The sequence below is a fragment of the Kribbella sp. NPDC051137 genome, assembly GCF_040682535.1.
GTDB classification, from domain to species: Bacteria; Actinomycetota; Actinomycetes; order Propionibacteriales; family Kribbellaceae; genus Kribbella; species Kribbella karoonensis.
This window is the reverse complement of record NZ_JBFBBI010000003.1, coordinates 475192-488934: the sequence shown is the minus strand read 5'-3', so window position 1 is coordinate 488934 and position 13743 is coordinate 475192. Positions and strand designations below refer to the sequence as shown.

Sequence of the window (13743 nt, the reverse complement as noted above, 5' to 3'; positions counted from 1 at the left end):
CGCTCAGCCCTCACCTTCGAACGAAGCGGCGTACGCGACGTACTGGTCACGCTGCTCGGCCAGTTGCGGCGTCTCGTCGACGTACACGTTCTGGAAGAAGTCGGTGAGCACCGGGTCCGGCAGGGCGAGACAGCCGGCCCGCAACTCGGCGGCGACCTTGTCGCCCTCGGCGTCGACCTCGTCGAAGAAGTCGTGGTCGACGCTCGCGTGCCGGGCCAGGTACGCGTGCACGCGCTCGATCGGGTCCTTGAGCTTCCAGTGCTCGAGGTCCTCGTTCAGCCGGTACTTCGTCGGGTCGTCGGAGGTGGTGTGCGCGCCCATCCGGTACGTGTACGCCTCGATCAGCGACGGGCCGCTGCCCTCGCGGGCGCGCTTCAGGGCCTGCTGGGTGACGGCGTACGTCGCGAGTACGTCGTTGCCGTCGACGCGGACGCCCGGGAAGCCGAAGCCGGCGGCGCGCTGGTACAGCGGGATCCGGGTCTGCCGGTCGATCGGCTCCGAGATCGCCCATTGGTTGTTCTGGCAGAAGAAGACGACCGGGGCGTTGAACACCGAGGCCCAGATGAATGCCTCGTTGACGTCACCCTGGCTGCTGGCGCCGTCACCGAAGTACGCGATCGTCGCCTCGCCGTTGTCGGCGTCGCCGATCGCGTGGTCGCGCTGCTGGCCCATCGCGTACCCGGTCGCGTGCAGCGTCTGGGCGCCGATCACGATCGTGTACAGGTGGAAGTTGTTGTCCTTCGGGTCCCAGGCGCCCTGGTCGACGCCGCGGAACAGGCCGAGCAGGTTCAGCGGGTTGACCCCCTGGCACCAGGCGACGCCGTGCTCCCGGTACGTCGGGAAGACCATGTCCTTCTTGTTCAGGGCACGGCCGGAACCGATCTGCGCGGCCTCCTGGCCGAGCAGCGACGCCCACAGGCCGAGCTCACCCTGACGCTGCAGGGCGGTCGCCTCGGTGTCGATCCGGCGGACCAGGACCATGTCCCGGTAGAAGCCCTTGATCGCCTCGTCGTCGAGGTCGAACGAGTAGTCCGGGTGCTCGACGCGCTCGCCTTCGGGCGTCAGGAGCTGGACGAACTCGACCTCTTCGGAGGCCTGGGGCGGACTGACCGGCGCCTTGTGGGGCGCGAACACTTCCGGGGCAGGGCCCGGCACCGACTCACTCACATGCACTCCTCGGGTTCGAGCGCGGGATCGCCGCGACCGCACGTTGCACGGGGGCCGGCCCGATGTGCCGGATGAGGCTTTCGCAGGCTGGTCCGCGTGATTCCAGGGGTTGATGCACTGCTGGCAGTGGACCTCCTCACTGGTCTCACTCCCATCTTGCCGGACACCGTACAGACCAGGTGCCTGATCCGCTAACTTCCTGGACTCCAGCGGGTACGGCGGTACCGGAATCGGTCCTGGGATGAGACACCAGTCCACCCACTGGTCCTATCCGCAGCCTCGTCTTACAGCGTGCGGGCACCGCGAAGGGGAAGTGTCACAAGTTCGTCTCGACAGCCGGCGATTGGCGGGAATCGGCCGCCCGGTGGCCGGAAATCTCCTTGCGTGCGCGTGCACGCGAGGCCTAGCGTAAGCATCGTTCGCACAAGACACCCCTGACATCCCTTCGAGGAGGGTCGTGATGGCCACAGCTCCCGCCGACGTGGTCGAGACCGGTTCACGGCCGGCCTCCGGCGCGATGATCTGGACCGCGCTCGCGGTGGTGTACGTCGTCTGGGGTTCGACGTACCTGGCGATCCGGGTGGTGGTCGAGGCGGAGATCCCTCCGATGCTCGGGATGGCCACCCGGTTCCTCACCGCGTCGGTGCTGATGGCGACCGGACTGGCCCTCAAATCGGGGTGGCAGCGACTCCGGATCACCCGGCGCGAGGCGATCGGCGCGGCCACCGTCGGTGTCCTGCTACTTGCCCTCGGCAACGGCGCGGTGGCGATCGCGGAGCAGACGGTGCCGTCGGGGCTGGCGGCGCTGCTGGTCGCGGCGATCCCACTGTGGCTGATGCTGCTGCGGGTCGGCGGCGGCGAACGACCTCGCGCGATGACGTGGGTCGGCGTACTGATCGGGTTCGGCGGGGCGGCGCTGCTCGCGTTGTCGGGTGGCAACACGAGCGCGAAGCCGTTGTCGGTGGCGATCCTGGTCGCCGGCACGATCTGCTGGGCGACCGGTTCGCGGTACGCGCCGCGCCTCGGCCTGCCGCGAGACCCGCTGGTGACAGCGCTCTACGAGATGGTCTTCGGCGGTACGGCGATGGTGCTGTTCGGCGTACTGCGGGGCGAGCCGGGGCGGCTGCACTTCGACCGGATCCACGGCAGCGGGTGGGTCGGGCTGGCGTACCTGGTGGTGTTCGGGTCGCTGCTCGCGTACACGGCGTACTCGTATCTGCTCGCGAACGCCCCGATCTCGCTGGTCGGCACGTACGCGTACGTGAACCCGGCGGTCGCGGTGTTCCTCGGCTGGCTGATCCTGAGCGAGCGGCTGACCTGGCAGATCCTGCTCGGCGGCGCGGTGATCATCGTCGGGGTAGCACTGGTCGTCACCGCGGAACGCCGCCGGGCCTGAAAAGGAAAGACCCGGGCCCCTAAGGACCCGGGTCTCCCACCGCTGCCGATGCGCGCGGCAGCGGGTCTGGCTGCCGGTCGCGCCCTGCCCCGAAAAAACACGGCACGAAACTCCGGCAATGGTTCCAAATTGTTCCGACGAATCGTGCTATTGCCAATTCGGCAGCCACCGAGCCCACCGAAACAATCTCCGATTCACCGGGCCATCCGTCACCCGCGCTGACTCAACGACGCACCTCTGCCCTGGTTACGGGCCCCTCTGTCTCAACTTCCGCTCACCAATATCACTGCCGCATCAGGGAAAATAGTTGACGAAAAAGTTTGTAACCGGCCGCGCCAGGGGTCGTTACCACTAAGACGAATCCGTCAAACCCGAAAGGAAACCTGGCAAAATGCAGGTAACTCGCAAGATCGTCATCGCAGCCGCGGCGGCGACCGTTGCCACCCTTGGTGTCGCGAGCTTCGCGGGCGCCAACATGCTCGACGACGCGCAGAAGAAGGCCCAGGTCGAGGGTCTGTCCGACCAGGTGTCGGCTCTGTCCCAGGGCGCCGGCAACTACGACGGCTCCCACGCTCGCTGGTGGGGCATGCGCAAGGACGGTTCGCTGGTCGCCATCGACCGCAACGACCTCGGCGCCGTTCAGGCCTGCCACAACTTCGGTGCCGGCACCGGCATCGGCGGCACGGTTCCGGCCGAGGACATCACCGGCATCATCGGCTGGGGCAACAACGGCAACAGCATCACCGCCGTCAAGACCTGCGAGCAGGACAACCAGCAGAACCGCAAGTGGTACAAGGCTGACGGCAACGGCGTTGTCTCGGTCAGCGACAACAAGGTCGGCCCGTGGCAGGTTTGCCACAACGAGATCGACGCCACCGGCATCGGCGGCACCGTTCCGCTGACGAACCCGACCGGCATCCTCGGTCTGGACAACAACGGCAACTCGATCGACTCGCTGAAGACCTGCGAGCAGAGCAACGAGCAGAACAACTGACCCTCCCTGGTCAGTGATGCAGGACCCGAACCAGCCACCTCGGTGGGTTGACTGATTCGGAGCAACACCGCGGCGCCGGGAGCAAGCCTCACTCCTCCCGGCGCCGCTTCTTTGTGCCCGCAACTCACGACACCCCGCGGGGTCATACGACAAGCTATTGCGTGTCGCACGACCCCGCGGGGTGTTCCGTGTGCGGGCTCAGAGGTCGCGAAGGTCTACACACGCACCGTTGGACAGGTCTCGGGTCAGGAGGGACCAGATGCCCGCGGCGGCCGACTCCGGCGTACTCAGGGCGCCGGTCTGCTTCAGGGTGTGGAAGCGGCCGACCGACGGGAACACGGTCTCGTCCGTGGCGCGGATCTCGGACTGCATGTCGGTATCGACCACGCCGGGGGCTACGGCGATGACGCGGCAGCCGTCGGCGGGTTGTTCCTGACCTACGGTGCGGACCCAGTGCTCGACGGCGGCCTTGCCGGCGTTGTACGAGGACCAGCCGGCGTAGGCGGTCTTCGCGGCGCCCGAGGAGAGGATGATCAGGTGGCGCTCGCAGGTCAGGTGGGCCGACGCGCGGAGGAACGCGGCGCCGAGGATCTGCGGGGCGGCGGAGTTCAGCAGGACAGCTCGGTTGTACGACTCCGGGTCGGCGTCGGACGCCGGCCCGATGGGGGTGATCGTGCCGGCGTTGTGGATGAAGACCACGCGATCTCCGGCGTACGCCGACAGCTCGGCGGTGAACTGCATCGCGACGCGGGACCAGCCGTCCGGGTCCGAGAGGTCCGCCCTGAGGTGTTCCGCCGTCCCGTCGTGGTCGCGTTGCCCGAGGCGCTGTCGCAGGTACCCCGCCCGGCCGCCAGTACGGGAGATGTCGATGACGCGGGCGTCCGGGAACGGGACCGACGCGGCCAGGGTGGCGCCGATCCCGCTGGAGGCTCCGGAGATCCAGACGAGCGAACTCACTGGCGCCAGGTGCGGGCGACGGCGAGGAACAGGTCGTTGGCCTCGCGTTCGCCGATCGTGACGCGGACGCCGTCGCCGGGGAACGGGCGGACCGAGACTCCCTCGGCCTGGACCGCCTGGGCGAACTTCACGGTGTCGTCGCCGAGCTCGAGCCAGACGAAGTTCGTCTCCGACTCCGGAACGTTCCAGCCCGCGGCCTGCAGTTCGGCGATCACCCGGCCGCGTTCCTCGACCAGCGCGTCGACGCGTTCGAGCAGCTCGTCCTCGACGGCGAGCGACGCGATCGCGGCCGCCTGCGCCACGTAGCTGACCCCGAACGGCAGCGCGCACTTACGGATCGCGCCGACCACCGACGGATGCCCGATCGCGTACCCGACGCGGAAGCCGGCCAGCCCGTACGCCTTCGAGAACGTCCGCAGCACCAGCACGTTCGGCCGGTCGCGGTACAGCTCGACCCCGTCCACGACGTCGGTCGCCCGGACGAACTCGCGGTACGCCTCGTCCACCACGACCAGCACGCTCGACGGTACGGCGTCCAGGAACGCGACCAGCTCGTCCCGGCGGACCACCGGGCCGGTCGGGTTGTTCGGCGTACAGACCAGCACGACCTTCGTCCGGTCGGTGATCGCCGCCTCCATCGCCTTGAAATCGTGCCGCGCGTCGGCGGTCAGCGGTACCTGGACCGAGGTCGCGCCGGTCAGCTGCACCGCGATCGGGTACGCCTCGAACGAGCGCCAGGCGTACACGACCTCGTCACCGTCCGCGACCGTCGCCTGCAGCAAGTGGTAGAGCAGCGCGACCGACCCGGTGCCGACCGCGAGATCGCTGACCGGTACGCCGAACCGCTTCGACAGCGCCTCGAGCAGGTCGACCGCGCCCATGTCCGGGTAGCGGTTCATCTGCGCGGCGGCCTCGGTGGCGGCGGCGAGGACACCCGGAAGCGGCGGGTACGGGTTCTCGTTGCTGGACAACTTGTACGTCGGCCGGCCGTCGGTGCGCTCCGGCGGACGGCCCGGCTTGTAAGCCGGTACGTCGTCCAGACAGGCGCGGAAGCGAACCTCATTGTCAGGGGTCATGCCCGCAGGTTAATCCTTACCGCACCCCGGAACCACCCTGCCCGGGGCGACCGTTTGACTCCGGGAACAGCGAGCCTCAAACTGACTGATTGTCGGACAATCAGGGGATCCTGCACCGGGATCTCAACGGTCAGGGAGGTACTCGTGGGACAGCCGCTGGAGTGGGGTCGTCGCTATCTGATGGTCCGGCCGGACCACTTCCGGATCGACTACGTGATCAACCCGTACATGTCGACGCACGACCAGCCGGACCCGGCACTGACGCTGAAGCAGTGGGACGCGCTGCGGCAGGCGATCCTGGACGCCGGCGGCGAGGTCGAGGTCCTCGAGCAGCGCGCCGACTCCCCCGACATGGTGTACGCGATGAACCTCGGGCTGGCCGCCGCGGACGGCCGGGCGATGCTCTCGCACATGCGGTTCGAGCCCCGCCGGGCAGAGTCGCTGAGCGCTGCGGACTGGTTCACCGGGCACGGCTTCCGGCTCGACCGGGTCGGCGCCGAGGGCGTCGGGCCGCACTTCGAGTCCGGCGACGCGTTCGTGTTCGGCGACAGCCTGGTCGTCGGGTACGGGCCGCGCACCGACGCGGAGGCGCTCAAGCACCTGGCAACCGAGTGGAACGTCCGGGTCCGCGGCCTGCGGATCGCACACGAGGGGATGTATCACCTCGACCTGCCGTTCTGCCCGGTGGACAGCACGCACGCGATGGTCTATCCGCCGGCCTTCGACACCGCGAGCCAGGGCGAACTGTCCGCCATCGTCCCGGACCCGATCGTCCTCACCGACGAGGAGGCGTTCGCGTTCTCCGCGAACTCGATCGTCGTCGACCAAACCATCATCATGCCGGCCTGCTCCGAGCGCCTCCGCGACATCCTCACCGCCCTCGGCCTCCGGGTGGTCGTCCTCGACCTCTCCGAGTTCCACAAGGGCGGCGGCTCGGCCCGCTGCCTCACCAACCCCCTGGACTTCCCCCTGACCTCCGCCACCACCCCAGGCGGGGAACTGCACCTCCCTGCCTGATCAGGGTGCTCAGCTGGTGGTGAAGATCAGCTCGAGATTGTCCGGATCGTACCCATTGCCCTTGAGCCACTCGAGGGCGTACTTGCGACCCTCGGGGTACACCAGTTTGATGTAGAACGCGAGGTACTCCGGGTCGCCCGGGTGCGCCTTCGAGACGCCCTGGTTGATCGTGAAGCCGCGGCCGATGTACGGCAACTGCTGGAGGATCGGGTACTTGGCCTCCAGCCGCTTGTTGAGCTCGTCGAAGCGTCGACCGGTCTCCGCCTCGATCTGCAGCTCCTGCTCGGGGTGCGAACGCTCCCAGGCCCGCCCCTCGGCATTGTTCGAGAACAGGTACATCTTCAAGGCGTAGTCCTGACGGATGTCCACGGTCTCGGTGTAGGTCTCGAAGCCCTTCCGCTGACCGACGAACGTGTGCTGGCCTTCCTTGACCTTGATCTCGCCGTTCGCCGCGACCTGCTTGCCGTCGACGGTCAGGGTCAGGTCGTTCGGCACCGAGCTGACCTGCACTTTGTGCTCCGGGCCTCCCCTGAAGACCAAGAACGCCACGAGCAGTACGACGGCCACCAAGATCGCCGCCCCGGCCACGTACAGCCGCCGGTTCTCTTCCATCGAACCTACGCTCCCGATTTCTTGAGGCGAGCCACCATGTAGTGGCCACGGTAGTCGTCGAAGTACACGTGCGACGCTTCCGGGGTGTGACCGTGCAGCGAGGCCGAGGCCGCGTTGTACGTCTTCCCGTCACCACCCTTGTAGGGGCCGGTGTACAGGTAGGTGTGCCCGTCGATGAGGAAGATGTCGCCCGGTTTCAGCTGCCCCTCGTTGGTCAGGTTGTCGAAGACCTCGTACTTCGGCGAGTTGCGCACGTACGGGATCTGAATCGACGTTCCGCGGCGAGCGTAGTCCGGGTCGGCACCGCTCATCACCATCACCGTGGCCACGAACACACCGCAGTCGGTCAGCTCGTCCTCTCCCGTCGATCCGTTGTACTTCTTCTCAGCCGGCGGGTAGGCAGGTTTCGCATCGAACCCGTGTCCCGGAGTGTCCCAGGCAAGCGACAAGGCGGTCTTGACGATGTCCCCGTTGCCGGCCGCCGCCCCGCAGCCGCCACCGCCGGTGTCGTCGGCAGCACCCTGGGCGGGCGCGATCCCGGCGTACTGGTCGAAGGCGCTCTGCGCGTCCGCGATCCGCTTCCGCCAGTTGTCGGAGTCGAGGTTCTCGTTGCCTCCGAACCCCTCGAAGCCCTGGCCGAACGCGATCGTGGCGTCCTTGACCGTCTTCGCCGCCTTGAGCCGGTCGCCGCCGTCCTTGCGCGGGTCCGGCCCCTTGCCGAGGAGTTGGTCCCTGAGGAAGTCGAGCTGGAACTGGAGCGACTCGATGGTCTTGTCGTCAGCACCTGAGGCCCTGGACGGGTTGATCATCTTCGTCGACGGGGTCCATTGCACGATTCCCCAGCCGAGGTTCGACTGCTTCAACGCATCGGCCACATGGGTGACGTCGCCGGGCTTACCACCCTGAAGCATCGTCGGTTCGACGTACGACTCCGTCTGCATGTTGCCGATGACCCCGGCCGCCTGCTCCTTGGAGTAGCCGTTCGCGACGAAGTAGTTGAAGACCATCTGGACGTTGTTGTTGCCGGTCAGCGACGAAGTCGGGCAGGAGCAGCTGCCCCCGGAATCCCCGGAGTCCTGGACGACGAACGGGTTGTCCTTCATCTGCGTGTTCACGAGGTGGCCGTTGGATTCCTTGTCGATCCAGACCTCGAAGTGCAGGTGCTCGCCGGACAGGCCGGGCGGATCCTCGTTGCCGGAACCCGAGGTGGCGATCTGCTGGCCACGCTTGACGGTGTCACCGGCGTGGACCAGGAAGTCCTTGATGTACCGGTAGTGGGTCTGGACCTCCTGCTCGTGCTTGATCACGATCTCGTTGTTCGAGGTGGAGACCACCGTGCCGTTGGCAGCGGCGTAGACCTTGCTGCCCTCGGAGACGTCGAAGTCCATACCGGAGTGGCTGGTACCGGCGTTCGGGTCGACACCCCAGTCCTGGGAGATCTCGTGCTTGTCCGTCGGCCAGGCGAACGTGGCCTGGTCGGCACCGCTGTTCGCGGGCGACATCGCGCAGGCGGCGGCCTGGGTGTCCATGCCCATCAGCGAGCTCAGCAGCATCACGATGACGACGCCCAGCGCGAACGGCAGCAAGAGCAGGCCGCCGACGAGCGGCACCAGTTTCTTGGCACCTTCCACGGTCTGCTCCTCGCTGGCTCGAGTGGGCTTCCGCGCGGGTCGGCGGAAGGGGCGGCCACTAGTGGAAAATGGTGCCTGAAAAGCGGGTCATCGTGTGGAAGTTATCCACAGGGTGGGTGGCCGGGGGCGGGGCGGGCGCGACAACGGGGCGGGTCTGGACGAGAATCTTCCCATGTACGAACGGCTGCGGGTGGACCGCTCGACCACGGTGGACCGGGTGGTCGACGCGCTGCGTGCGGCCATGTTCGCCGGTGACCTGCAGCCTGGTACGCCGCTGCGCGAGCAGCCGCTGGCGGAGGCATTGGGGGTGGCCCGGAGCACGATCCGGGAGGCGATGACGATGCTGGTCACCGAGGGGCTCGCGGTGCGGGAGCCGAACAAGGGGGTCAGCGTCGCGATCCTGCACCCGGCCGCGGTGGCGGACATCTGCCGGGCGCGGTTCGTGCTGGAGTCGGCCGGGATCCGGGCGTGGTTCGACGCCGACGAGGCGGCCCGGGAGCGGGTCCGGGAGGCGATGCGGGTGTTCGCCGCGACCGCCAAGGACGGGGCCGATCCGGAGGCGCTCACCGAGACGCATCTGGCGATCCACCGGAGTCTGGTCGCACTCACGGGGAGTGAGCGGCTGATCGCGACGGCGGACTCGGTGACCGGTGAGGCGCGGTTGGCGCTGGCGCGGGTGGATGCGCTGCGTCAGGACGCCCGCCAGCAGGTCGCGTCGCACCGCAAGCTGATCCGGCTGCTGGAGCGCGGTGAGCTCGAAGAGTGCGTCGACGAGCTCCGGCGCCACCTGGCCGGTGCCGAGGAGTCACTCCTCGAGGCCATCGCAATGCCGCCGGCCTGACAGCTCGGGTCAGACCAGCCCGTCCGCGATCACGTCGTACGTCCGAGAACCGACCCGGAGGCCGGTCAGGCGGGCGTTGGGGTCGAGGCCCGCGACCTGTGGGTTCGCGGTGACCGTGCCGTCGAGGGCTACCTCGATGCCGAAGATGCCCTCCAGGACCAGGCTGACCCAGGCGCCGGAGGAGGAGCAGGACCAGTCGATCAGGTACGGGAACTGGGGCGGCGACTTCCGCGCGCCGCCGGCCATCGCGGGCTGGGCCTCCTCGACGAAGTGCGCCTGCCCGCACGGGCCCTGGTTCGCGGTCTTCGCGAGTCCCGGCAGCCAGTCCAGCAGTACGTCGCCACGCCCGAGGGCGAACAGGGCGCGCCCCGCGTCGGCCGGCCACGCCGGGTAGGCCCCGTTCCACTGGTGGTCCGGGCGGACGCTGAACGCCGCGTCGGCGTCGTACGGCGACAACGCGCGCATCCAGGTGGGCGTCTGCAGCTCGTTCTGGAAGAACGACACCATCTCCGCGCACTGCGACTCGGACAGGTCGTCCGGGATCGTCGTACCGATGATGTTGAAGTCGTAGCAGTGCCGTACCGGTACCAGCGTGCCGTCGGGTTGGCGGGCGTGCCAGAAGCCCCTGCCCTCGACGTACAGCTCATTGACGTGCCCCGCCTGCGCAGACGCCTCCTTGCGGAGTAGAGCGGCACGGTCCGTGTCACCCGAGCGGTCCGCGATCTCAGCGGCCACCCGCATGCACCAGACGTTGGCTGCGTTGAAGCTGGCCACCTCGTGCACGTAGCTGCTCACGCACTCCAGCAGGTTGTCGATGCCGCCGTAGTCGGCCAGCGCGTGCTCACCGCGCAGCCCGCGCCAGGCGGTCGCCCAGTCGTGGACGTGCTCCCCTACCGCCTTCGGACCGACAACAGCGTCCAGGAACGCGTCGTCGCCGGTGAAACGTACGTAGTCGCGCACCAGGCGGGTCATGGCGAAGTCATTGACGGAGTACCAGTAACCGACCGGCCCGCCGGTCAGCCACTCGGTGCCGAAGTGCTTGTGGATGTCCAGGTCGATCCAGTGCTCGATGTGCTTGCGCATCGGCTCCGGGTCGAGCAGGGCATGCGTCAACGAGGACAGGCTGTAGTCCCAGATGAACGTCGTCGTCTGCCAGTACCGCGGCATCAAGGTGTCGTACGTCCGCCCGAGCACGCTCGCCGGGTTGTCACGGCGGAACCAGATCACACCGAGCACACCCCACCAGTACAGCTTCCGCAGGGCCTCGTTGGAGGTCTCCAGCACCGGCAGGGATCCGCTGAAGCCTTCGCTGGACGGATCGAACGCGTCCGCGATCGCGACATCCCACACGCTCTCCGCGACAGCGATGACGGCCGGTACGTCGGCCACGCACACGTCGAAGTGCTCCGCAGCCTCCTCCAACGTCCCCGCCAGCGCATGAACGTACGACAGCCGCGCGTGCCCGTCGGCGTCCAGGTCAACAGTCGCCTCGAGCATCCCCCGGTCCACAGTGCTGGGAATGTCGACGCCTTGCAGGCTCACGGCTGATCCGGACTCCCCGGTGCCGACAACCCGATTGTCGACAACAGTCAGCGTGTTGGGCTCGGACGGTGGCTCCGGCCGCAACCACCCGGCCGACGAGCGCGTCGCGGTACTTGCCAACGAAAGCCCCAGTCGAACCGACCGCCCCGGCTGCCCGGCAATCTCCAGTTGTACGACGACAGCCGGTCGGCCCGGGGCGCAGGCAGTGGTCGTGCGGATGTGCAGGCCGTCGACCGTGGTGGAGCGGACGACGCGGTCCGGGCGCCACACGACCTCGACGGTGCCGCCGTACGAGCGGGCCAGCCGGCCGTCGACGTACAGCTGGGCGGTGATCGTGTCGCCGTGCGAGTACGGCGGGAAGTTCACGCTGCGGATCCCGACCACGTCGAGGTCGACCTGGGCGGTGCCGAGGAAGTTCGTCAGCCCCGGCGGGTTGAACATGTCGTCGTACGTGTGCGTGAGGACGTCGCTCGCCAGGTCGGCGGAACGCGGGATCGTCATGACGGGTCTGCCCAATCGGTGTTCGGTAGCAGGGGGTACCAGTCCGGGCGGGCCGGATCGCGGTCGTACGGGTAGGTGCCGAGCTCGCGGAACAGTTCGGCGTACTCGGCCAGCTTGTCGCGGTCCAGTTCGACGCCGAGGCCCGGCGCGTCCGGGACCGCGATCGCGCCGTCGACGTACGGAAGCTTGCCGCCGGCAATGATGTCGTCGCGCAGGTGGTGGTAGTGCGCGTCCGCGGCGAACGACAGGTTCGGTACGACGGCGCCGAGGTGCAGCATCGTCGCGAGCTGGATGCCGAGCTCGCCCGAGGAGTGCACGGCGACGCCGAGCTGGAACGTCTCGCAGACGCCGGCCGCCTTGAGGCACGGGCGGATGCCGCCCCAGAACGTGGTGTCCAGCAGGATCACGTCGACGGCCGGGTTCAGGACGTTCGCGGCGAGCTGCTCGAAGTTCACCACGACCGTGTTGGTGGCGAGCGGGATCGGGGTGTTCTCGCGGACCCGGCGCATCCCGTTCAGGCCCCAGGTCGGGTCCTCGAGGTAGTCGTTGTCGAGGTCCTCGATCCCGCGCGCGAACCGGATCGCCTCCTCGACACTGAACGCGCCGTTCGGGTCGAACCGGACGCGATGCCCCGGGAACGCCTCCGCCAGCGCGCGGAAGCACTCGCGCTCGTAGTCCGGCGGGAAGACGCCGCCCTTCAGCTTGTGCACGCTGAATCCATGCTCGTCGACCAATGATCGAGCATGGGCCACCAACTGCTCGGCGGTGCGGATCTCCCCGGTCCCGTCGGCTGCGGGGTGCCGGAAGAACAGGTAGCTGGCGAACGGCACGCGGTCTCGCACCTTGCCGCCGAGCAGAGCGTGCACGGGTACGCCGAGCTCGCGGCCCTGCAGGTCCAGGCAGGCGAACTCGATGGCCGCGAGCAACTGGGTGCGGTTGTTGTACAGGCTCGCGGTCGGGTTGGCGAGCATCCAGCGCAGTGCCTCGGTGCGAGCCGGGTCGTGGCCGACCAGGTACTCCTTCAGCCCGGCGACCGCGGCCTCGGCGCTCTGGCCACCGCCGCCCATCTCGCCCAGGCCGATCAGCCCGTTGTCGGCCTCGACCTCCACGACAGTCCGTACGAAACGTCCCCAGTGCGCCCCGTTGCTGTGTCGCAGCGGCGCCTCCAGCGGCATGGTCACCGTGGTGGCGCGTACGTCGACGATCTTCACTTGTCGTCCTCCGGCAGTACTACGGGCAGTCCGGCGGTCAGCCCGCCGTCGACCTTCACGTCCGCACCGGTCACGAACGACGCGGCCGGTGAGGACAGGAAATAGATGACTTCGGCAACTTCTTCCGGGTTCGCGACCCGGCCGAGCGGATGCGAGCGACCCCACTCCGCGACCACCTCGTCCGTCGTACGGCCGGCTCCGAACTGCGCGGCCGACGTACGGAGCATCGGGGTGTCGACGGAGCCCGGGCAGACGGCGTTCACGCGGATCCCGTCCGCGGCGTGGTCGACCGCCATCGCACGGACCAGGCTGAGCAGGGCGCCTTTGCCCATCGAGTACGCCGCGACGCCGGTCTGCGCGGCGTACGCCTGGACGGAGGCGACCACCACGACACTGCCGCCCCGCGGGAGCTTCGGCACGAACGCCTGGCAGGCGAAGAACACCCCGCCGACGTTCACGGCCATCACTTCGTCGTAGACGTTCCAGGGCGTATCGACAACGGTTCCGTAGCGTTGGATGCCCGCCGCACACACGAGTGCGTCCACGGCGCCGATCTCTTCCGCGGCCGCCGCGAGCGCGGCCCGGTCCGACACATCCACCTGGAGGCCGGTCACCCGATCGTCCAGACCGTCGATGCTGCGGTCGAGCACCACGACGCGGTCGCCGGCGGCGAGGAACCGCTCCACGGCGCCCCGGCCGATGCCGGCCGCACCACCCGTGACGACGACTGTGCGGCCACCCCCGACCTCCCGCGTTTCTCCGCCGGAGGCGGTGTCGGACTGCTGCGGCATATGTGTC

12 protein-coding genes are annotated in these 13743 nt (G+C 68.3%); 4 read left to right on the top strand and 8 right to left on the bottom strand.

Features of this window, described 5'->3' with window-relative positions; translation table 11 throughout:
* Positions 1–3 precede the first annotated feature (3 nt).
* Positions 4–1065, bottom strand: a complete 1062-nt coding sequence (pdhA, locus tag AB0M51_RS17405) for a pyruvate dehydrogenase (acetyl-transferring) E1 component subunit alpha (protein ID WP_344194577.1) — start codon at positions 1063–1065, stop codon at positions 4–6.
* A gap of 562 nt (positions 1066–1627) precedes the next feature.
* On the opposite strand from pdhA, the gene AB0M51_RS17400 reads away from it, so the two are divergent.
* Entirely contained in the window at positions 1628–2563 is a 936-nt protein-coding gene (locus tag AB0M51_RS17400) for an EamA family transporter (RefSeq protein ID WP_344194030.1), read from the top strand.
* A 391-nt stretch (positions 2564–2954) separates the two neighbouring features.
* Positions 2955–3557: a hypothetical protein gene (locus AB0M51_RS17395; protein ID WP_344194028.1), complete on the top strand. Its 603-nt coding sequence runs from the start codon at positions 2955–2957 to the stop codon at positions 3555–3557.
* Positions 3558–3755: 198 nt separating this feature from the next.
* Here AB0M51_RS17395 and AB0M51_RS17390 read toward each other — a convergent pair whose 3' ends face one another.
* Positions 3756–4514 (bottom strand): SDR family NAD(P)-dependent oxidoreductase, encoded by a 759-nt coding sequence (locus AB0M51_RS17390; protein WP_344194025.1) that lies wholly within the window; start codon positions 4512–4514, stop codon positions 3756–3758.
* The gene (gene hisC, locus AB0M51_RS17385) at positions 4511–5590 is read right to left on the bottom strand and encodes a histidinol-phosphate transaminase (RefSeq protein ID WP_344194023.1); all 1080 of its coding nucleotides are present in this window, start codon (positions 5588–5590) and stop codon (positions 4511–4513) included. Before hisC ends, AB0M51_RS17390 begins: the two co-directional genes overlap by 4 nt.
* Positions 5591–5734: 144 nt before the next feature.
* Here hisC and AB0M51_RS17380 point away from each other — a divergent pair, with 144 nt between their 5' ends.
* Positions 5735–6607 carry an arginine deiminase-related protein gene (locus tag AB0M51_RS17380; RefSeq protein ID WP_344194021.1) on the top strand — a complete coding sequence of 291 codons (873 nt, stop codon included), beginning with the start codon at positions 5735–5737 and terminating at the stop codon, positions 6605–6607.
* Between the two features lie 9 nt (positions 6608–6616).
* Here the strand turns inward: AB0M51_RS17380 and AB0M51_RS17375 are convergent, their stop codons facing one another.
* Positions 6617–7219 (bottom strand): PEGA domain-containing protein, encoded by a 603-nt coding sequence (locus AB0M51_RS17375; RefSeq protein ID WP_363749588.1) that lies wholly within the window; start codon positions 7217–7219, stop codon positions 6617–6619.
* Positions 7220–7224: 5 nt separating this feature from the next.
* Positions 7225–8850: a phage tail tip lysozyme gene (locus AB0M51_RS17370; RefSeq protein ID WP_363749587.1), complete on the bottom strand. Its 1626-nt coding sequence runs from the start codon at positions 8848–8850 to the stop codon at positions 7225–7227.
* Positions 8851–9022: 172 nt separating this feature from the next.
* Here AB0M51_RS17370 and AB0M51_RS17365 point away from each other — a divergent pair, with 172 nt between their 5' ends.
* Positions 9023–9691 (top strand): GntR family transcriptional regulator, encoded by a 669-nt coding sequence (locus tag AB0M51_RS17365; RefSeq protein ID WP_344194015.1) that lies wholly within the window; start codon positions 9023–9025, stop codon positions 9689–9691.
* Positions 9692–9700: 9 nt separating this feature from the next.
* Here AB0M51_RS17365 and AB0M51_RS17360 read toward each other — a convergent pair whose 3' ends face one another.
* From AB0M51_RS17360 to AB0M51_RS17350, 3 genes are read right to left on the bottom strand one after another with little or no spacing between them, the layout of a single operon-like run.
* A complete protein-coding gene (locus tag AB0M51_RS17360; RefSeq protein ID WP_344194013.1) occupies positions 9701–11734 on the bottom strand; it encodes a hypothetical protein in 2034 nt (677 codons plus the stop codon).
* The gene (locus AB0M51_RS17355) at positions 11731–12945 is read right to left on the bottom strand and encodes an enolase C-terminal domain-like protein (RefSeq protein ID WP_344194011.1); all 1215 of its coding nucleotides are present in this window, start codon (positions 12943–12945) and stop codon (positions 11731–11733) included. The genes AB0M51_RS17360 and AB0M51_RS17355 overlap by 4 nt, the downstream gene beginning before the upstream one ends.
* The gene (locus tag AB0M51_RS17350) at positions 12942–13736 is read right to left on the bottom strand and encodes an SDR family oxidoreductase (RefSeq protein WP_344194009.1); all 795 of its coding nucleotides are present in this window, start codon (positions 13734–13736) and stop codon (positions 12942–12944) included. Before AB0M51_RS17350 ends, AB0M51_RS17355 begins: the two co-directional genes overlap by 4 nt.
* Positions 13737–13743 lie beyond the last annotated feature (7 nt).

Excerpts from the sequence above, each read along its gene's own strand:
- AB0M51_RS17400 (WP_344194030.1), top strand. The coding sequence starts at position 1,628 with ATGGCCACAGCTCCCGCCGACGTGGTCGAGACCGGTTCACGGCCGGCC.
- AB0M51_RS17395 (WP_344194028.1), top strand. The coding sequence starts at position 2,955 with ATGCAGGTAACTCGCAAGATCGTCATCGCAGCCGCGGCGGCGACCGTT.
- AB0M51_RS17365 (WP_344194015.1), top strand. The coding sequence starts at position 9,023 with ATGTACGAACGGCTGCGGGTGGACCGCTCGACCACGGTGGACCGGGTG.
- AB0M51_RS17360 (WP_344194013.1), bottom strand. The coding sequence starts at position 11,734 with ATGACGATCCCGCGTTCCGCCGACCTGGCGAGCGACGTCCTCACGCAC.
- AB0M51_RS17350 (WP_344194009.1), bottom strand. The coding sequence starts at position 13,736 with ATGCCGCAGCAGTCCGACACCGCCTCCGGCGGAGAAACGCGGGAGGTC.
- hisC (WP_344194023.1), bottom strand. The coding sequence starts at position 5,590 with ATGACCCCTGACAATGAGGTTCGCTTCCGCGCCTGTCTGGACGACGTA.
- AB0M51_RS17375 (WP_363749588.1), bottom strand. The coding sequence starts at position 7,219 with ATGGAAGAGAACCGGCGGCTGTACGTGGCCGGGGCGGCGATCTTGGTG.